We start from the raw sequence: 18671 nt of genomic DNA, 5'->3' as shown, positions 1-18671 counted from the left end.
ATGCGCCCCGCCGCCTCCCCCGCCCGGCGCATCCTCCGCGCCGCAGCGCCTGCCGCCGCCGGGCTGGCCGCGACGGCGGGCCTCGGCCTGGCCTGGGGCCTCGCCGAGGCCGAGGCCCGGACGGTGCGCACGCACCGACTGGCCGTGCTGCCGGCCGGGTCGGCGCCGCTGCGGGTGCTGCACCTCTCGGACATCCACCTGCTGCCCCGGCACCGGGCCAAGCGGGCGTGGCTGCGCGGATTGGATGCACTCGAGCCGGACCTCGTGGTCAACACGGGTGACAACGTGTCCGCCGCGGCGTCGGTGCCGCTCGTGCTCGACGCGCTCGGGCCGCTGCTGGCGCGGCCCGGCGTGTTCGTGCCCGGCTCCAACGACTACTACGCGCCCAAGGCGGCCAACCCCCTCCAGTACTTCGCGGGCCCCTCGCGCATGGACGCGGACCGGCCCCGGCTTCCCTCCGACGTCCTGTTCGGCGCGTTCCGCGCCGCCGGCTGGGCCGACCTGACGAACCGGGGCGCCGCCCTCGCCGTGCCGACCCGCGCCGGGACCACGCTCGAGGTCCTCGCCGCCGGCACCGACGACCCGCACCTCGATCTGGACGCCTGGGCCGGCTTCCCCGGCCCCGCACCCGACGACGGCGCCGGGCGGCCCGGCGGCGACGGGCGGTTCCGGCTGGGCGTCACCCACGCCCCGTACCGCCGCGTGCTGGACGCCATGACCGCCGACGGCGCCGACCTGCTGCTCGCCGGCCACACCCACGGCGGGCAGGTGTGCGTGCCGTTCCTCGGCGCGCTCGTCACCAACTGCGACCTGCCCCGCCGACAGGCCTCCGGGGTCTCGACGTGGACGGCCGCGGGGCGGACCGTCCCCCTCGAGGTGTCGGCCGGCCTGGGGACCGCGCCGTCCGCGCCCGTGCGGTTCGCGTGCCGGCCCGAAGCCGTGGTGCTGGACCTGGTCCCGCGGGGCTGAGCCGCCTGTCCCGTCCGGGGCCGCGGGTACAGTGGAGCACCGTGACCCGCACCACCTCTCCCGCCGCCTCGTCCCTGCGTGACGCCCTGGGCGGGATCGCACCGTACCTCGAGGGCGTGCGGGCGCGCTGGGTGCTCGGGCTCGCCTCGGCCATGGCGGCGGGCCTCGTGGCCCTGGCCATCCCGCAGGTCATCCACCTGCTCGTGGACACCGTGTTCACGGAGACCGTGCTCGCCCGGCCCTCCTCCCCCGACTCCCGCGCGGACGTGTGGCGGGCCGCCGGCCTGCTCACCGTGCTCGGCCTCGCCGAGGCCGCGTTCATCGGCCTGCGCCGGTACTTCATCCTCCCGCCGGCCGCCGGGGTGGAGAACCGGGCGCGCATCGCCCTGTTCGAACGGCTCCAGCGCCTGCCGGTGGCGTTCCACGACGCGTGGCCCTCGGGGCAGCTGCTCTCCCGGGCCCAGGGCGACCTCTCGCTGCTGCGGCGGTGGATCGCGTTCGGCTCGGTCATGCTCGTGGTGGACGTGGTGACCATCGCCGTCGGCCTCGTCCTGCTGTTCCTGCTGTCCTGGCAGTTGGCCCTGCTCTACCTCGCCGCGGCCGTGCCGATCATGTGGGCGTCGTTCGGGTTCCGCAACGACTTCCGCGCCGCGTCCCGGCTCTCCCAGGACCAGGCCGGGGACCTCGCCACGTCCGTCGAGGAGTCGGTGCACGGCATCCGCGTCCTCAAGGCGTTCGGCCGCGGCGCGCACGCCCTCGACGGCTTCCGCGGGCGCGCCCGCACGCTGCAGGGCACCGAGGTGCACAAGGCGTCCGTGTTGGCCCGGTTCATCGCGCTCATCGTGGCCCTGCCGGAGACGGTGCTGGGCCTGGGCCTCGCCCTGGGCCTGTGGCTCGTGGCGACCGGGGAGCTGACGGTGGGCGCGCTCGCCGCCTACTTCGCCACCGCGGCCGTGCTGGCCGGGCCGGTCGAGTCGGTGGGCCAGCTGATGGGCATGACCCTCTCGGCCCGCACGGCGATCGACCGCCACGTGGACGTCCTCGCCACGCCCGTGGACATCGCCTCGCCCACCGGGGAGGCCGCCGTCGTGCCCCCGGCCACCGGCGCGCTCGCGTTCCGCGGGGTGCGCTTCCGCTGGCCGGACGCGGACCCGGGGCGCGGGGAGCGCGACCTGCTCGACGGCGTCGACCTCGAACTGGTGCCCGGCGAGACGATGGCCCTGGTCGGCGCGACCGGCGCCGGCAAGTCGACGCTGCTGCAGCTGGTCCCCCGGCTGCTCGACGTCACGGCGGGCTCCGTCTGCGTGGACGGGGTGGACGTGCGCCGGATGCCGCTCGAGGAGCTGCGCCGGCGGGTGTCCGTGGCGTTCGAGGACGCCACGCTGTTCTCCGCGACCATCCGGCAAAACGTGCTGCTCGGCGCCCCGGCGGACGTGCTCGCGGACGGCCTCCACTCCCCCGCGGCGGACGCCCTGCTCGACCTCGCGCTCAAGACCGCGCAGGCGGGCTTCGTGGCGGACCTGGCGGACGGCGTCGAGACCGAGATCGGCGAGGAGGGCCTCAGCCTCTCCGGCGGACAGCGCCAGCGGATCGCCCTCGCCCGCGCGATCGCGGCGCGCCCGGACGTGCTCGTGCTGGACGACCCCCTCTCCGCCCTCGACGTGCGCACCGAGGAGGCCGTGACCGCGCGCCTGCGCGAGGTCCTCGACGGGACGACCACCCTGATCGTGGCGCACCGTCCCTCCACCGTGGCCCTCGCGGACCGGGTCGCGGTGCTGGCGGGCGGGCGGATCGAGGACGTCGGGACGCACCCCGAACTGCTGGCCCGCAGCGCCGTGTACCGGCACATCATCTCGAGCCGACCGGAGGAGCAGGCATGAGCGCCGCCGACGTGAGCCGCGTGCGCGGCGTGGGGGCCGAAGAGGACCTCGACTACACCCGCGCGGAGCGCCGCCACATCCGGCGCCGGTCCTTCCGGCTGCTCGGCGAGCTCGCGCGGCCGGTCCGGGGGACGCTGCTGCTCACCGTGGTCTTCGTCCTCGTGTCCAACGCGGCGCGGGCGGCCGGGCCGCTGATCATCGCCTGGGCGATCGACGCGGAGCTGCCGCGCGTCGTCGAGGCCGTGCGGGCCGGCGAGTCCGTCTGGCCCATCCTCGTCCCCGTGGGCGGGGCGTACGTGGCGGCGGCCCTCGTCTCCGGCGGCCTGCTGGGGGCGTACACGTGGCTCACCGCGCGGGCCAGCCAGGCCATGCTGCTGAGCCTGCGGCTGCGCGTGTTCCGGCACACGCAGCGACTGAGCCTCGGTTTCCACGAGCGGTACACGTCCGGGCGAGTGATCTCGCGGCAGACCTCGGACCTGGAGGCGCTGCGGGAGCTGCTGGACCAGGGCGTGTCCTCGCTCGTGTCCGGGCTGATGTTCATGTCGTTCACCGCGGCGTCCATCCTGCTGCTGGACCCGCCGTCGTTCCTCGTGCTGCTGGGCGCGGCCGTGCCGGTGGCGATCGTGACGCGCTGGTACCAGGTGCGGTCCGAGGAGGCGTACCGGCGGTCACGGGTGTCCTCGGCACGGTCGATCGTGCACTTCGTGGAGACCATGACCGGCATCCGCGCGGTCCAGGCCTTCCGACGGGAACGGGACAACGACGCGCGGTACCGCGACTTGGCCACGGCCTACCGGGACGACATGGTGGCCACGCTCAACCTGTTCGGCATCCTGCAGCCGGTGCTCGTGGCGACGGGCAACCTGACGGTGGCGGCGCTGCTCGTGACCGGGGGCCTGCGCGTGCTCGACGGCGACCTCGAGGTGGGGGTGCTCGTGGCGCTCCTGCTGGCCGGGCGGCGCGTGTTCCAGCCCATGGAGATGGTGGCGATGTTCTACTCGTCGCTGCAGTCTGCGACGGCGGCGCTCGAGAAGGTCTCCGGCCTGCTCGAGGAGGAGCCCACCGTGGTGGAGGCCGCCGAGCCCACGCCGCTGCCCGGGGCCGACGCGCCGGGGGCGGGCGTGGCATCCGGGCGGGTGGAGTTCCGGGACGCGGTGTTCAGCTACGGGCCGGACCGGGTGGTGCTGCCGGAGTTCGACCTCGTGATCCCGGCCGGGCAGACCGTGGCCGTGGTGGGCCAGACGGGTGCGGGCAAGTCGACGTTGGCCAAGCTCATCGCCCGGTTCTACGACGTGTCCGCCGGCTCGCTGACGCTGGACGGGGTGGAGCTGCGCGAGCTCAGCCAGGCGGATCTGCGGCGCAACGTGGTGATGGTGACCCAGGAGGCGTTCCTGTTCTCCGGGTCGATCGCGGAGAACATCGCCCTCGGCCGGCCCGACGCCACCGAGGCCGAGATCCAGGCGGCCGCCCGGGCTCTGGGGGCGCACGAGTTCATCCTGGGGCTGCCCGAGGGCTACGCGACCGACGTCGCCAAGCGCGGCGGGCGGCTGAGCGCGGGACAGCGTCAGCTCGTGTCGTTCGCGCGGGCGTTCCTCGCGGACCCCGCCGTGCTGATCCTGGACGAGGCGACGTCGTCGCTGGACCTGCCGAGCGAGCGGCTCGTGCAGGCCGGGCTGGAGCGGCTGCTGGGGAACCGGACGGCGCTGATCATCGCCCACCGGCTCAGCACCGTCGAGACCGCCGACCGGGTGCTCGTGATGCACGACGGCCGGATCGTCGAGGACGGCAGCCCCGCCGAGCTGGTGGCGGCCGACGGCCGGTTCGCGGCGCTGCACCGGGCCTGGGAGGACTCGCTCGCCTGATGGGCCCCGGGCCGGGCACTTTCGAACGTGGGAGAGGGCCTATCCCACGTTCGAAAGCGCCCATTCGCCCGATTTCACGTTCGAAAGTTGCGCGGAGGCGGGGTGGCGGAGGCCGCCCGCACGGCACGGTCGTGGCGGACGACGGCGGCCACCACGGTCCGGAAGTCCTCGGCGAGGTCGGCGCCCATCACGGTGATGGACAGGTGGCCGGCCTCCTGCCAGAGACGGTCCCGCCGTGCGTCGCGTCGCTGCTGCTCCGGCGTGCGGTGGTGGCCGCCGTCGTAGTGGAGAGCCACACGGGACCGTTCGACCACCATGTCCGCGTCGGTCCGCTCCCCCGCCGGTGAGACCAGCTGCGCCTGCAGGCGAGGCTCGGGGAGGCCGGCGTCGAGGAGGGCCAGCCGCAGCCGCGTCTCCGGAGGCGAGTCCGCCCCCACCCGGATCAGCGCCAGCGCGGCCCGGGCCACCCGCACGCCCTTGAACCGGCCCGCCCGCTCCAGCGCCGCGGAGAGCCGCGCCGGCGTCGTGCGTGGCGGGAGTCGGGTCCCGTCCGCCCACGGACGGTTCACCAACGCGTCCCCCGCGACGACGGCGTCCGCCACCTGATCCGGCCGCAACAGGGAACAGAGGTCCACCCACGTCCGCTCGAGCGAGGTGACCGGGATCCCGTGCACCTCCACGCGGTCCTCGACCGGCACCGTGCGTCCGTGGCAGGCGACGCCCGCGCGCCCCGTCCGACCCGTGCGGTGCGGCCGGCTCACGTGCACCCGCACGTCCCCCTCGGCCCACCACGGCAGGACGAGCCCGTGCAGCCGCGCCGCCGTCAGATGCGAGGCGACCCCACGGGTCAGAGTCACCACGACAGCGGCCTCCTCCGGCGGCTGGGCCGCCACGGGGCGGGGATGGCCGAGTGCGGCCCACGACCCGGGTACGTCGACGACCGCGCGGTGTGCGCCGTGGGTCACCTGGCGCAGGTCCAGGCTGCGCAGCCGGTCGGAGGAGAGGAGGTCCAGGGCTTCGCGCCGGGTGAAGACGCGGCCGGCGAGGGCCGGCGGGGGGGGTGCGGGGCGGCGTGGCATGCGGCCAGGATGCGGACTCCGTCGTCGTGGGCGGGCGTTCGGCCCCTTCCTGTGCGGGGCCGGGCCCCTGTGCAGGAGCCGCCCCGCCCCGCCCCGCCCCACCCCGAACTTTCGAACGTGAAATCGGGCGAATGGGGACTTTCGAACGTGAGAGAGGGCCTATCTCACGTTCGAAAGCGCGGGTCAGCCGTCGAAGGGGCGGCCCGTCAGGCGCTCGTACGCCTCCACGTAGCGGTCGCGGGTCTTGGCCACGACGTCGGCGGGCAGCGCCGGCGGGGCCTGACCGCTCGTCTTGTCCCAGCCGGAGTCGGGGCCCGTGAGCCAGTCGCGGACGAACTGCTTGTCGAAGCTCGCCTGGGTGCGGCCGGGCTCGTAGTCCTCGGCATCCCAGAACCGGGAGGAGTCCGGGGTGAGGACCTCGTCGCCCAGCACCACCTGGCCGGTGGCCGGGTCCACGCCGAACTCGACCTTCGTGTCCGCCAGGATGATGCCGGCCTCGCGGGCGATCGCCTCGGCGCGGGCGTACAGGTCCAGGGTGAGGAACCGCAGGCGCTCGGCGGCCTCGGTGCCCACGCGCTCGACCATCTGCTCGAACGTGATGTTCTCGTCGTGCTCGCCGACCTCGGCCTTCGCGGACGGCGTGAAGATCGGCGGGTCGACCCGCGAGCCGTCCACGAGCCCGGCGGGCAGCGGCAGGCCCGTCACCGTGCCCGACGCGCGGTACTCGGCCAGGCCGGAGCCGGTCAGGTAGCCGCGGGCGATGCACTCCACGGGGAACATGTCCAGGCGCTTGACGATCATCGCCCGCCCGGCCACGGCCTCGGGCACGTCCGTGCTCACCACGTGGTGCTCGACCGGCTCGGCGTCGGCCCCGTTGTAGCCCTCGGCCAGCTTCTCGAACCACCACAGGGTCAGCCGGGTGAGGATGACGCCCTTGTCCGGGATCGGCGGCTCCAGCACGTGGTCGTAGGCGCTGATCCGGTCGGAGGCCACCACGAGCAGCGTCGCGGACCGTCCCGGCTCGGCGTCGGCGGGCTCGTACAGGTCCCGCACCTTGCCCGAGTAGACGTGCCGCCAGCCCGGCAGCTCGAGGGCCTCGACCCCCGTGAACCCCACGCGCTCCCCGCTCACTTCGCTCCCTCCGTCCCGGGCACGGTGATCTCGCCGCGCTCGGCCTTGAGTCCGATGTCCGTGCGCCACTGGGCGCCGTCGAACCGGATCCGCTCGACACCCGCGTAGGCGCGCTCGCGCGCCTGGGCCAGGTCCGCCCCGCGCCCGACGACGGCCAGCACCCGGCCGCCCGCCGTCACCACGTCCTCGCCCTGCGCCGCGGTGCCGGCGTGGATCACGTGCACGCCCTCGAGGGCGGCCGCGTCGGCCAGCCCGGTGATCACGTCGCCCCGCGAGGAGGAGGCCGGGTAGCCGGCCGAGGCCATGACCACGTCCACGGCGACGTCGTCGCTCCACTCGAGTCGACGGTCCGCGCCGAGCCGGCCGGCCGCGGCGTCGGCGAGCAGCCCGCCCAGGGGCGTCTCGAGGCGGGCGAGCACGGCCTGGGTCTCGGGGTCGCCGAAGCGCGCGTTGAACTCGATGACCTCCACGCCCTTGGCGGTGACGGCCAGGCCGCAGAACAGCACGCCCGTGAACGGGGTGCCGCGGCGGGCCATCTCGGCGAGCACGGGGCGGGCCACGCGGTCCATCACCTCGTCCGTGAAGCCCTCGGGCAGCCACGGCAGCGGCGTGTACGCGCCCATGCCGCCGGTGTTGGGGCCGGCGTCGCCGTCGTGGATGCGCTTGAAGTCCTGCGCGGGGGTGAGGGCGACGGCGTCCTCGCCGTCGCAGATCACGAAGAGGGAGACCTCGGGCCCGTCCAGGAAGTCCTCGATCACCACGGTGCCGCCGGCGGCGAAGCAGGCCTCGGCGTGGGCGAGGGCCTCGGCGCGGTGGGAGGTGACCACGACGCCCTTGCCCGCGGCCAGGCCGTCGTCCTTGACGACGTGGGGGGCGCCGAACTCGTCGAGGGCGGCGGCGGCCTCCGCGACGGTGGTGCACACGCGGGAGCCGGCGGTGGGCACGCCTGCGGCGGCCATGACCTCCTTGGCGAAGGCCTTGGAGGCCTCGAGCTGCGCGGCGGCCTGCGTGGGGCCGAACACGGCGAACCCGGCCTCGCGCAGGGCGTCGGAGACGCCGGCGGCCAGCGGGGCCTCGGGACCGACGACGACGAGGTCGGCCCCCAGCTCGCGCGCGAGCGCCACGACGGCGGCCGGGTCGGTGGCCTCGACGGCGTGGAGGGTGGCGAGGTCGGCCATGCCGGCGTTGCCGGGCGCCGCGTGGAGGGCGCTGACCTGCGGATCACGGGAGAGGGCGGTGAGCAGCGCGTGTTCGCGGCCGCCGTTGCCGAGCACAAGGGTCTTCACGAGCCTCAAGCCTACGCGGTGGTCCTGGCCCGGCCCGGCCCGTGGCCCCTACGGTGGAGCGCATGACGATGCCTCCCCTCCACCACGGTCAGCCCGGCGACGACGGTGATCCCCGTGACCCCCGCCACCGGCTCGGTGCGGGGCTGGGCCCCGGGCTGCGCTCGGTCTGGACGTTCGTCGGCGTGATGTTCACGTGCACCCTGATCGTCTTCTGGACGCTGCGGGGGCTCGGCGTCCAGCGCGGCGACCTCAGCCTGCCCGCCGCGCTCGGCGTGCTGGCGCTGGCCGCCGTCGCCGCGGCGGTGATCACCCGGTACGTGCGGCGCCGCTGAGCAGGGCCGGGTCCTCGAGGGCCGGCCGGCCCGGCCTGCCCGTCAGCGGATGATGCGCCGTCGCCGGGCCTCGTCGACGGCGCGGGTGCGGTTGTCCACGCCGAGCTTCTGGAAGATGTGCACCAGGTGCGTCTTCACGGTGGCCTCGGAGATGAACAGCTCCTTCGCGGCCACCTTGTTCGTGGCGCCCCGCGCGATCAGTTCGAGCAGCTCGATCTCCCGCTCGGACAGCACCTCGGAGCCGCCGGACATGCGCCCCATGAGCGTGGCCGCGACCTGCGGGGCCAGTGCCTTGCGCCCCGCCGCCGCCTGCCGCACCGCCGAGGCGATCTCCTCGCTCGGGGCGTCCTTGAGCAGGTAGCCGGCGGCGCCCGCGTTGACGGCCGCGAGGATGTCCGCCTCCGTGTCGAAGGTCGTCAGGATCAGCACCTGCACCCCCGGCCAGCGCTCCCGCACCGCGCGGGTGGCGGTCACGCCGTCCATGCCCGCGCCCATCTGCAGGTCCATCAGCACGACGTCCACCGCGGGCTCGCCCGCCTCCAGGACGCCGATCGCCTCCGCCCCGTCGGCGGCCTCGGCCACCACGGTCAGGTCCGGGTGCGCCTCGACGACGGCCCGCACCCCCGCCCGCACCACGGGGTGGTCGTCCACCAGCATCACGCGCACGCTCATGCGGTCTCCTCACTCTCGGTCTGCTCGGGATCCGCGCCCCGGCCGGCCCCGGCGGCGGCCAGCGGCACCCGCAGCGCCACCACGGTGCCCTCGCCGGGGGCCGACTCGACGGTGGCCTCGCCGCCCACCGCAGCGAGACGCTCGCGCACGCTCGCCAGTCCCACGCCGGTCCCCGCCCCCGGGTCGGCGCCGGAGGCTCCGGCCCGGGTGCGGGCCGCGACGACGGCCGGGTCGAACCCCGCGCCGTCGTCGGCCACGTCCACCGTGAGCTCGTCGCCGAGGTAGCCCAGCGTGACGCGGGCGCGACGGGCGCCCGCGTGGGCGCCGACGTTCGCCAGGGACGCCTGCACGGCCCGCAGCACGGCGGTCTCCACGGCCTCGGCGACCGCGACCGGCTCCCCCACGACCTCGACGTCCGCGGCCACGGGCGTCCCGGCGGCGGCCTGCCGGTCGGCGAACCCGGCGACCGCGCGCTCGAGCGCCTCCACGAGGGACGGCGCCCCGGTGCCGCGCAGGTCGCGGACGAAGCGGCGGGACTCGGCGAGGTTCTCGGCGGCCGTGGCGCGCACGGTCTCCATGCGCTGCCGGGCCAAGGCGGGGTCGGCGGCGTCGAGCGCGTCCTGGGCCGCGCGCGAGACCAGCACGATCGAGGCCAGCCCCTGGGTGAGGGTGTCGTGGATCTCGCGGGCGAGCCGCTCCCGCTCGGCGCTCACCCCCGCCCGGTGCTCGGTGCGCGCGAGCTCGGCCTGCGCGGCGCGCAGCTGCTCGGCCACGGCACGCTGGCGCTCGGACTCAGCGTGCAGGGCGCGGTACGCCCCGGAGAGCACGACGGCCACGGCGGCGCCCACCAGAGGGCCGATCACGGCCGGCACCCGCACGCCGCCGGCGCCCGCCGCCATCCCGGCCACCACGACGACGGCCATCGCCACGACCAGCGCGGGCCCGACCACGTGGCGCACCCAGGCCCGCCGGGCCACCCGGTCGACCACGTGCAGGACGACGAAGAAGAGGGGGAAGGCGACCCACGCGAAGTCGCCGTGGTGGGCCACGAGCAGGCCCCACAGCAGCAGCACCAGGGCCAGCCAGGCGACCGCCGGACCGCGGCCGACGTCGTCGCCCCGGGCCCACCGGCGCCGCTCCAGCACGGTCCCGGCCAGGTAGACGCCCGCCAGCGCGGCGGTCAGCAGCACCAGGGTGGTGGCCGGGAACGGACCGGACGCGTCCGGGGACCGGTCCGCGAGCGCGCGCGCCAGCCCCACGGTGAGCAGCGCGGCGAACGTGACGTGCAGGGCCACGCGCAGGCCGGCGAGCACGGCGGTGGTGCCGGTCTCGGTGGGCGCGGGGGGCACGGCAGCGCGGGGCGGGGCGGACATGGCTCCACCCTAGGGCGCGCCCCGGACGCGACGACGGCCCGTGGCCCCGGGGCCGCGCCGCTGCGCCGCCGGAATCAACCATTCGGTTGACCGGGTCCAGCCGCCGCGGGCGATGTGGCGGCCCCTCCCCGCGCGAGACCGTGGAGGCAACCTCAGGACAGACCTCGTCAGGAAAGGACGCGCCCCGTGTTCCTCGCACTCCGCGACCTCCGCTTCGCCACCGGGCGGTTCGCCCTCATGGGCTCCGTGGTGGCCCTCATCAGCCTGCTGCTCGTCATGCTCTCCGGCCTCACGGCCGGCCTGGGCGGGCAGAACACCGCCGCGATCGACCGCCTGGGCGAGCAGGGCGTGCAGCGTCTGGTCTTCGGCGGCGCGGCGGGCCAGGAGCCCACCGCGTCGTTCACCCAGTCCGAGTTCACCGTGGCCCAGCGCGACGCGTGGGCGGCCACGGACGGCGTGGCCTCCGTCGAGCCGCTCGGGGTGAGTCAGGGCCGGGCCATCGGCCTCGAGCACCCCGTGGACACGGACCCGCAGGGCCGCGCGGACGTGTCCGGCGAGCCCACCACCGGCGTGGCCACCACCGCGTTCATCGGCCTCACCCCGGGCGGCTCCGACGCACCGGCCGGCGTCGAGCCGGGGCAGATCGTGCTCAGCCAGGACGTGGCCGACTCCCTCCACGCCCAGGCGGGTGACGCCGTCGCGGTCTCCGGCTTCGTCTACACCGTGGCCGACGTCGTGCCGACCGAGTACTACTCTCACTCCCCCGTGACGTGGCTGGCGCTCGAGGACTGGAACAACATCTCGCACACCGCCGACGACGCGGTGCTCGGCACCGCCGGCCTCGTGCGCTTCGACGCCGGCGCCGACGTCGACGCCGTGGCCGCCGCCGGCGACGACGCCGCGGGCACCGTCGCCGAGACCGTGAAGGGCTCCTACGCCGCCCTGCCCAGCTACCGGTCCGAGAACGGCTCCTTGATGACCATGCAGGGCTTCCTGTACGGCATCTCGGCGCTCGTGGTGATCGCGTTCCTGTCCATCTGGACGGTGCAGCGCACCCGCGACATCGCGGTGCTCAAGGCCCTCGGCGGCTCGAACGGCTGGGTGCTGAAGGACTCGCTCGCGCAGGCCGCGTTCGTGCTCGTCGGCGGCGTGGCCGTGGGCACCGGGCTGGCCGCCGTGATCGGAGCGTTCGCGGGGCGGGCTGTCCCGTTCGAGCTCTCGTGGGCCACCACCGCGGTGCCCGCCGCCGGGGTCCTCGTGCTCGGCATGCTGGCCGCCGTCGTCGCGGTCTACCGCGTCACCCGGATCGACCCGCTGGTCGCCCTCGGCGGCAACTGACCGCCTCCGACGACGGCGCCGCCCGGCGCCGTCGTCCCCCTCGGCTCCGCCTCGCCCCCGCTTGGAGAAAGGACCTCCCCATGACCACCTTCACCGCCCCGCAGGCCGACCTCGACGCCCTCCGCACCCCGGCCGCCGCGGCCGCCCACCGCGTCGCCGGCGAGCGCCCCGCCGCCGCGGCCGACGCCACCCCCGCGCTGTCCGTGCGCGACCTCGTGCTGGAGTACCCGGACGGCGAGCGCGGCGTGCTGCGCGCCCTGGACGAGGTCAGCCTGGACCTGCTCCCCGGCACGTTCACCGCGATGGTCGGCCCGTCCGGCTCCGGCAAGTCCTCCCTGCTGGCGGTGGCCGCGGGCCTCGTGACGCCCACCTCCGGCAGCGTGTCCGTGGCCGGCCGCGAGATGGCCGGGCTGTCCCGGAAGGAGCGCACCGCGCTGCGCGGCCAGGAGATCGGCCTGATCTTCCAGCAGCCCAACCTCATCCCGTCCCTGACCGCCGCCGAGCAGCTCGAGCTGACCGTGCACCTGGACCGCGACGCCACCCGCGCCGACCGCAGGGCCGCCAAGGCCCGGGCCATGGAGCTGCTCGAGCGTGTGGACCTGGCCGACCAGGCCGGCAAGCGCCCGCACCAGCTCTCGGGCGGCCAGCGGCAGCGCGTGAACATCGTGCGCGCGCTCATGGCCTCCCCGACGCTGCTGCTCGTGGACGAGCCCACCTCCGCGCTGGACCGCGAGCGCTCGGCCGCCGTCGTGGACCTGCTGGGCACGCTGACCCGCGAGGAGCAGGTGGCGACGCTCATGGTCACGCACGACCACGAGTTCCTCTCCGCCACGGACCGCACCCTGACCATGGTGGACGGGCGGCTCTCCGCGGAGTGAGCCGCTGACGCCGCCGCACCCGACCCGGCCCACCGGCCCCGGAGGCCCGGCGCGTCCGGGGCCCTCGCTACCCTGGACCGCATGACCCACGCCACCGTCGCCCCCACGGGCGAGACCTTCGCCCTGTCCGACGCCGTCGAGCTCGTGGAGACCGTCCGCAACGGCTTCGTCGAGTCCCGGACGGCGGGCGCCGCCGTCGTGACCGGCCCCGACGGGCGGGTGCTGGCCGGGCTCGGCCCCGCGGACGCGCTGATCTACCCGCGCTCCACGCTGAAGCCGTTCCAGGCCGTCGCGTCGCTGCGCCACGGGGCGGCGCTGGCGGGTGAGGCCCTGTCCATCGCGTGCGGCTCGCACCGGGGCACGCTCCGGCACCAGGCGCTGGCCGAGCGCATGCTCGCGGACGCCGGCCTCGACGCGTCCGCCCTGCGGTGTCCGCCGGCCTGGCCCGCGGACACCTCCGAAGTGGTCGCCCAGGTCCGCCGCGACGGCGAGGCCGCCGCCGCCACCCCGCTGGCCTTCAACTGCTCCGGCAAGCACGCCGGCTTCCTCGCGGCCTGCGCGGCATCCGGGCACGACGTCGCCACGTACCTCGACCCGGCGCATCCGCTGCAGCGCGAGGTGGACGCGGTGATCGCCGAGTACTGCCGCGAGCCGGTGGCCCACACCGGTGTGGACGGCTGCGGCGCCCCCGCCGCCGTGGTCTCCCTGGCGGGCCTGGCCCGCGGCATCGGGCGGGTCGCCGCGGCGCCCGGCCGCGCCGACGCGGACCCGCACGCGGCGGCCGTCGCCACCGCGATGCTCGAGCACCCGTGGGCCGTCCACGGGGAGACGAGCTCCAACACCGTGGTGATGCGCGAGCTCGGCCTGCTCGCCAAGGCGGGCGCGGACGGCGTGCTCGTCATGGCCGCGCCGGACGGCACGGCCGTGGCCGTCAAGGCGCTCGACGGCGGCACGCGGGCCGGCGACCTGGTCGCGCTCGCGCTGCTGGCCCGGTTCGCCCCGGACCACGTGGACCGGGCGACGCTGCCGGGCGTGCTGGCCGCCGTCGTGCCCCCGGTGCTCGGCCGGGGCGAGCCGGTCGGCGAGATCCGCCTGGCCGCGCCGGTGCGGGACCTCGTGGGGGACATCCTGCCGGCCTTCGAGGCGCGGGCGTGACCACCGGCTCCGTCCCCCGTCGCCGGGTGCCCGTCGTCGAGGGCCATGCGGCGCTGCTGGCGTGGGCACGCGCCCACGCGGCGGACCCCGCAGCGGCCGCCGCGCTGCCGCGCCCCACGCGGGCGACGGCAGTGCGCTTCGCACTCGAGGAGCTGGCGACCCGCGTGCCCGGGAACTCCGTGGAGGTGCGCGTGCCGCCCTTCGGCGTCGCCCAGTGTCTCCCCGGGCCCCGGCACACCCGCGGCACCCCGCCCAACGTGGTGGAGATGGACGCCGTGACATGGCTGTCCCTGGCGACGGGACTGACGACCTGGGATGAGGCGACGGCGGCCGGCGGCGTGCGCGCCTCGGGCGTGCGAGCCGACCTCGGCGCGCACCTGCCGCTCGTGCGGCCGTGAGCGAAGGGTGGACGCGGCAGTCCTCTCGACGGCACCGACCGTTCGAACGTCGGCACCGTTCCTCGTGGCGGGATGCAGCTCTGCCGAGCCTGCCGCGGGCACGGGGGGGGACTGGCCCCAGCGCCCGGCTCGATAGACTGGCGCGCATGACCTCCGCCCCCGAGCCGACCCCCGATCAGCGCGCCTACACCGTCCGTCGCGCCCCGCGGCTGACCGCGGTGCTCGCGGTGGCCCTCGCGCTCGGCCTGTTGATCGCCCTCGTGATCACCACCGCGGTCCACGCCTCCCCCACCCCGCCCGCGGACCCGTACTCCGGCATCCCGCTCTCCTTCTCGGAGACGTTCGGCTTCGCGGCGCTGCTGAGCATGCTCGGCACGAGCGTGCTCGGACTGCTCGTGTGGCTGCTGCTGGACCGCCGCTCGCGGTCGACCGCGCGCACCGTGGTCCTCGAGCGCATCGACGACCCGGCCGTGGCGGACGTCCGCCTGGGCCGCGTGGACGCGGGTGCCCCGCCCGCCCGCACCACCCCCACCGAAAGGACCCCCGAGCAGTGATCGCACCGCGCACCCGACGAGGCGACGGCCGCCTGACCGCCGCCCTCGACCCCCAGGACCAGGGGCCGCAGGACGAATGCGGCGTGTTCGGCGTCTGGGCGCCGGGCGAGGAGGTCGCGAAGCTGGCCTACTACGGCCTGTACGCCCTCCAGCACCGCGGCCAGGAGTCGGCGGGCATCGCGGTCTCGGACGGCGGGCGCATCGCCGTCTACAAGGACATCGGCCTGGTCTCCCAGGTGTTCGACGAGGCCACGCTCACCGCGCTGAGCGGCCACATCGCCGTCGGCCACTGCCGCTACTCCACCACCGGCGTGAACAAGTGGGCCAACGCCCAGCCCACCCTGGGCGCCACCGCCGACGACGGCACGGTCGCCCTGGCGCACAACGGCAACCTCGTGAACTCCGCCGAGCTGCTGCGCATGGTGCACGCCGCGGAGGGCCGCCACACCCACGGTGAGATGAAGCAGGGCAACACCACGGACACCGCCCTGGTCACGGCCCTGCTGCACGGCGCCCCCGGGGACCGCCTCGAGGAGACCGCCCTCGAGCTGTTGCCGAAGATCCGCGGCGCCTACTGCTTCGTGTTCATGGACGAGCGCACCCTCTACGCCGCCCGCGACCCGCAGGGCGTGCGCCCGCTGGTGCTCGGCCGCCTCGAACGCGGCTGGGTGGTGGCCTCCGAGCAGTCGGCCCTCGCCACCGTCGGCGCCTCCTTCATCCGCGAGGTCGAGCCCGGCGAGATGATCGCGATCGACGAGGAGGGCATCCGCTCCACCCGCTTCGCCGAGTCCAAGCCGGCCGGCTGCGTGTTCGAGTACGTGTACCTCGCCCGGCCGGACGCCACGATCGCCGGGCGCTCCGTGTACGAGTCCCGCGTGGAGATGGGCCGCCGCCTCGCGCTCGAGCAGCCGGTCGAGGCCGACGTCGTGATCCCCGTGCCCGAGTCCGGCACGCCCGCCGCCGTGGGCTACGCGGACGCCTCGGGCCTGCCGTTCCGCCAGGGCTTCGTGAAGAACGCGTACGTGGGCCGCACCTTCATCCAGCCGTCGCAGACGCTGCGCCAGCTCGGCATCCGCCTCAAGCTCAACGTCGAGACCACCGTGGTGGCCGGCAAGCGCGTCGTGGTGGTGGACGACTCGATCGTGCGCGGCAACACCCAGCGCGCCGTCGTGCGGATGCTCAAGGAGGCCGGCGCCGCCGAGGTGCACGTGAAGATCTCCTCCCCGCCCGTGAAGTGGCCCTGCTTCTACGGCATCGACTTCGCCACCCGCGCCGAGCTCATCGCCAACGGCGCCGCGGTGGACCAGATCGCCGCGTCCATCGGCGCCGACTCGCTGGCCTACATCAGCGAGGAGGGCATGATCGAGGCCACCGGGCAGCCGCGCGAACGCCTGTGCACCGCCTGCTTCACCGGCGACTACCCGATCCCGCTGGCCGACGAGGGCGAGCGCGGCAAGGGCCTGCTGGAGCCGGTCGCCGTGTCGCCCGCGTCCACCGTGGTGCTGGACGAGGGCGGCGAGACCACCACCGTGACCGCCACAGGCTGCGAGCCCGGCCCGGACGCCGACGACGAGAAGCTGCTCACCGAGACGGACAGGACCCCGCTGTGACCCCGAACCAGACCCCCTCATCCGCCCCGATCACCTACGCCTCGGCCGGCGTCGACGTGGAGGCCGGCGACCGTGCCGTCGAGCTGATGAAGGACGCCGTGAAGGCCACCCACACCCCCGAGGTCATGGGCGGCATCGGCGGCTTCGCCGGCATGTGGGACGCCTCCGCTCTGCTGCAGTACCGCAAGCCGCTGCTGACCACGTCCACGGACGGCGTCGGCACCAAGGTGGCGATCGCGCAGGCGATGGACAAGCACGACACCATCGGCCAGGACCTCGTGGGCATGGTCGTGGACGACATCGTGGTGGTCGGCGCCCAGCCCCTGTTCATGACCGACTACATCGCGTGCGGCAAGGTCGTGCCCGAGCGCATCGCGGACATCGTGCGCGGCGTGGCCGAGGGCTGCCGCCTGGCCGACACCGCGCTCGTGGGCGGCGAGACCGCCGAGCACCCGGGTCTGCTGGCCGCGGACGAGTACGACGTGGCGGGCGCGGCCACCGGCGTGGTCGAGGCGGACATGGTCCTGGGCGCGGAGCGGGTGCAGTCCGGCGACGTCGTGATCGGCATGGCCTCCTCCGGCATCCACTCGAACGGCTACTCGCTCGTGCGCCGCGTGGTGAACGCCGCGGGCTGGTCCCTCGACCGCGAGGTCACCGAGCTCGGCTGCACCCTCGGCGAGGAGCTGCTCGTGCCGACCCGCATCTACTCCCGCGCCTGCCTCGACCTGGTGCAGCGCCTCAACGGCCACGACGGCGGCTCGGACCTCCCGGTGCGCGCGTTCAGCCACGTGACCGGCGGCGGCCTGGCCGCGAACCTGGCGCGCGTGCTCCCGCAGGGCCTCATGGCGACCGTCGAGCGCGACACCTGGTCCCTGCCGCCCGTGTTCCGCCTGGTGGGCGAGCTCGGCCGCGTCCCGCAGTCCGACCTCGAGCGCACCCTCAACCTCGGCGTGGGCATGGTGGCCGTGGTGGACCCGGAGGTGGCCGCGAAGTCGATCTCCGTGCTCGTGGACGCCGGCATCGACGCGTGGGAGATGGGCACCATCGGCGCCCTCACCGACGACGCGGCGGCCGCGGGCCTGGACTTCGTGCAGGGCGCCAAGGGCGTCGACGGCGGCGCCGTGCTGATGCGCGGCCAGTACGCCGCCTGACCCCCACGCGGGGCGTTTTCGTTCGGGAAACGGCGGGCACCGGAGCGTTTTCGTTCGGGAAACGGCGGCTCACGACGCGAACACCCGCCCGCCGAGCCGGGCCCGGTGCGCCCGCACCTCGCCGACGACGCGCCGGAAGTCGTCCCGAGCGTCGTCCACCGTGGCCCAGATCTGCGTCCGGCGAACGCGCCCGGCCCGGGTGCAGCACCAGCTGGAGCTCCGGCTCGGGCAGGCCGGCGTGGGCCAGAGCCAATCGCAGGGCTGTCTCCTGCGGGGAGTCCGCGCCCACCCGCACCAGCTCGAGGGCGGCACGGGCGGTGCGCACTCCCTTGAACCGCCCGGCACGCAGGAGCGCGGACCGCAGGGCCGCCGTCGTGGTCCGTGGTGAGCGGCGCCCCTCCGGCGACCACGGCCGGTGGACGAGGGCGTCCCCGGCCGCCACGACGGGCTCGAGCATGCCCGGACGGAGCAGTGCGGCCAGATCCGCCCAGGATCGCTCCAGGCTCGTCAGGCGGATCCCATGGAGGACGGTCACATCCGCGGCTGGGATCAGGCGGGCATGCGAGGTGATCTCCGGGCGGACGCTCGCCCCGCGCGGGTGCGGCCGGGACACGTGCACCGTGCCGTCCTCCGCCAGGAACGGCGGCAGCGGCACGCGGTGCAGGAGCAACGCTGTGAGGTGGGAGGCCACTCCCCCGCTCGCCTCCACGATCGCGGCCGTCTCCTCCGGCGCGAAGGGAGCGGGGGCCTCGGCGTAGCCGAGCTCCGCCCACGAGCCGAGGTGGTCGGTCCGGAGCCGATGGACCCCATGCGTCACGCGCCGCACATCAGCGCCGCGGACCAGTCGCTCCGACACCCCGGCCGCGCGCAGATCGCCACGGGTGAACGGCCGGCCGGCCGCGACGATGTCCGACAAGGGCTGGGATGACGTGGCCATGCCCCTGACGATGGCTCAACCCGGCCGGCCCCGGCCGCACGGGAGCACCCACGGTGGACGACGACG

The 18671-nt window shown here is 75.4% G+C and carries 16 protein-coding genes; 11 read left to right on the top strand and 5 right to left on the bottom strand.

The features are described 5' to 3' along the window. The 3 genes from ACUXPL_RS01200 to ACUXPL_RS01190 are packed head-to-tail and all read left to right on the top strand — an operon-like array spanning window position 1 to window position 4711. Entirely contained in the window at window positions 1-969 is a 969-nt protein-coding gene (locus ACUXPL_RS01200; protein WP_454181378.1) for a metallophosphoesterase, read from the top strand. A gap of 41 nt (window positions 970-1010) precedes the next feature. Continuing rightward, window positions 1011-2849, top strand: coding sequence for an ABC transporter ATP-binding protein (locus ACUXPL_RS01195; RefSeq protein ID WP_454181376.1), 1839 nt, complete (start codon window positions 1011-1013; stop codon window positions 2847-2849). After that, entirely contained in the window at window positions 2846-4711 is a 1866-nt protein-coding gene (locus ACUXPL_RS01190; protein ID WP_454181374.1) for an ABC transporter ATP-binding protein, read from the top strand. Before ACUXPL_RS01195 ends, ACUXPL_RS01190 begins: the two co-directional genes overlap by 4 nt. Before the next feature lie 74 nt (window positions 4712-4785). Here the strand turns inward: ACUXPL_RS01190 and ACUXPL_RS01185 are convergent, their stop codons facing one another. From ACUXPL_RS01185 to purD, 3 genes are all read right to left on the bottom strand, one after another. Beyond that, window positions 4786-5790, bottom strand: coding sequence for a hypothetical protein (locus ACUXPL_RS01185; RefSeq protein WP_454181372.1), 1005 nt, complete (start codon window positions 5788-5790; stop codon window positions 4786-4788). 183 nt (window positions 5791-5973) lie between these two features. Continuing rightward, entirely contained in the window at window positions 5974-6921 is a 948-nt protein-coding gene (locus ACUXPL_RS01180; RefSeq protein ID WP_454181370.1) for a phosphoribosylaminoimidazolesuccinocarboxamide synthase, read from the bottom strand. Continuing rightward, on the bottom strand, window positions 6918-8207 hold the full coding sequence (gene purD, locus ACUXPL_RS01175; RefSeq protein WP_454181368.1) for a phosphoribosylamine--glycine ligase: 1290 nt from the start codon (window positions 8205-8207) through the stop codon (window positions 6918-6920). Before purD ends, ACUXPL_RS01180 begins: the two co-directional genes overlap by 4 nt. Before the next feature lie 62 nt (window positions 8208-8269). On the opposite strand from purD, the gene ACUXPL_RS01170 reads away from it, so the two are divergent. Continuing rightward, window positions 8270-8539 (top strand): hypothetical protein, encoded by a 270-nt coding sequence (locus tag ACUXPL_RS01170; RefSeq protein ID WP_454181366.1) that lies wholly within the window; start codon window positions 8270-8272, stop codon window positions 8537-8539. 42 nt (window positions 8540-8581) lie between these two features. On the opposite strand, the gene ACUXPL_RS01165 is transcribed toward ACUXPL_RS01170, so the two are convergent. Continuing rightward, on the bottom strand, window positions 8582-9211 hold the full coding sequence (locus ACUXPL_RS01165; protein WP_012751067.1) for a response regulator: 630 nt from the start codon (window positions 9209-9211) through the stop codon (window positions 8582-8584). After that, window positions 9208-10584: a sensor histidine kinase gene (locus ACUXPL_RS01160; RefSeq protein WP_454181364.1), complete on the bottom strand. Its 1377-nt coding sequence runs from the start codon at window positions 10582-10584 to the stop codon at window positions 9208-9210. The genes ACUXPL_RS01165 and ACUXPL_RS01160 overlap by 4 nt, the downstream gene beginning before the upstream one ends. 186 nt (window positions 10585-10770) lie before the next feature. Here ACUXPL_RS01160 and ACUXPL_RS01155 point away from each other — a divergent pair, with 186 nt between their 5' ends. The 7 genes from ACUXPL_RS01155 to purM all read left to right on the top strand — a co-directional run bounded on the left by ACUXPL_RS01155 (window position 10771) and on the right by purM (window position 17668). Beyond that, the gene (locus tag ACUXPL_RS01155) at window positions 10771-11922 is read left to right on the top strand and encodes an ABC transporter permease (protein ID WP_454181362.1); all 1152 of its coding nucleotides are present in this window, start codon (window positions 10771-10773) and stop codon (window positions 11920-11922) included. Between the two features lie 80 nt (window positions 11923-12002). Further along, the gene (locus tag ACUXPL_RS01150) at window positions 12003-12800 is read left to right on the top strand and encodes an ABC transporter ATP-binding protein (RefSeq protein ID WP_454181360.1); all 798 of its coding nucleotides are present in this window, start codon (window positions 12003-12005) and stop codon (window positions 12798-12800) included. An 81-nt stretch (window positions 12801-12881) separates the two neighbouring features. Beyond that, window positions 12882-13955 (top strand): asparaginase, encoded by a 1074-nt coding sequence (locus ACUXPL_RS01145; protein WP_454181358.1) that lies wholly within the window; start codon window positions 12882-12884, stop codon window positions 13953-13955. After that, window positions 13952-14353, top strand: a complete 402-nt coding sequence (locus ACUXPL_RS01140) for a sterol carrier family protein (RefSeq protein WP_454181356.1) — start codon at window positions 13952-13954, stop codon at window positions 14351-14353. The genes ACUXPL_RS01145 and ACUXPL_RS01140 overlap by 4 nt, the downstream gene beginning before the upstream one ends. 146 nt (window positions 14354-14499) lie before the next feature. Continuing rightward, window positions 14500-14907 carry a hypothetical protein gene (locus tag ACUXPL_RS01135; protein ID WP_454181354.1) on the top strand — a complete coding sequence of 136 codons (408 nt, stop codon included), beginning with the start codon at window positions 14500-14502 and terminating at the stop codon, window positions 14905-14907. Next, window positions 14904-16517: an amidophosphoribosyltransferase gene (purF, locus tag ACUXPL_RS01130; protein WP_454181352.1), complete on the top strand. Its 1614-nt coding sequence runs from the start codon at window positions 14904-14906 to the stop codon at window positions 16515-16517. Before ACUXPL_RS01135 ends, purF begins: the two co-directional genes overlap by 4 nt. Continuing rightward, entirely contained in the window at window positions 16514-17668 is a 1155-nt protein-coding gene (gene purM / locus ACUXPL_RS01125; protein WP_454181350.1) for a phosphoribosylformylglycinamidine cyclo-ligase, read from the top strand. Before purF ends, purM begins: the two co-directional genes overlap by 4 nt. The last annotated feature ends 1003 nt before the right edge of the window (window positions 17669-18671 follow it).

The organism is Micrococcus sp. 140720015-1, from assembly GCF_053627595.1.
The sequence above is the reverse complement of the archived record's forward strand: the minus strand, read 5'-3'. Positions and strand labels throughout refer to the sequence as shown.

Bases quoted from the DNA above. Each gene is read 5' to 3' on its own strand.
- ACUXPL_RS01200 (WP_454181378.1), top strand. From the start codon at position 1: ATGCGCCCCGCCGCCTCCCCCGCCCGGCGCATCCTCCGCGCCGCAGCG.
- ACUXPL_RS01190 (WP_454181374.1), top strand. From the start codon at position 2,846: ATGAGCGCCGCCGACGTGAGCCGCGTGCGCGGCGTGGGGGCCGAAGAG.
- ACUXPL_RS01185 (WP_454181372.1), bottom strand. From the start codon at position 5,790: ATGCCACGCCGCCCCGCACCCCCCCCGCCGGCCCTCGCCGGCCGCGTC.
- ACUXPL_RS01170 (WP_454181366.1), top strand. From the start codon at position 8,270: ATGACGATGCCTCCCCTCCACCACGGTCAGCCCGGCGACGACGGTGAT.
- ACUXPL_RS01165 (WP_012751067.1), bottom strand. From the start codon at position 9,211: ATGAGCGTGCGCGTGATGCTGGTGGACGACCACCCCGTGGTGCGGGCG.
- ACUXPL_RS01160 (WP_454181364.1), bottom strand. From the start codon at position 10,584: ATGTCCGCCCCGCCCCGCGCTGCCGTGCCCCCCGCGCCCACCGAGACC.
- ACUXPL_RS01150 (WP_454181360.1), top strand. From the start codon at position 12,003: ATGACCACCTTCACCGCCCCGCAGGCCGACCTCGACGCCCTCCGCACC.
- ACUXPL_RS01145 (WP_454181358.1), top strand. From the start codon at position 12,882: ATGACCCACGCCACCGTCGCCCCCACGGGCGAGACCTTCGCCCTGTCC.
- ACUXPL_RS01135 (WP_454181354.1), top strand. From the start codon at position 14,500: ATGACCTCCGCCCCCGAGCCGACCCCCGATCAGCGCGCCTACACCGTC.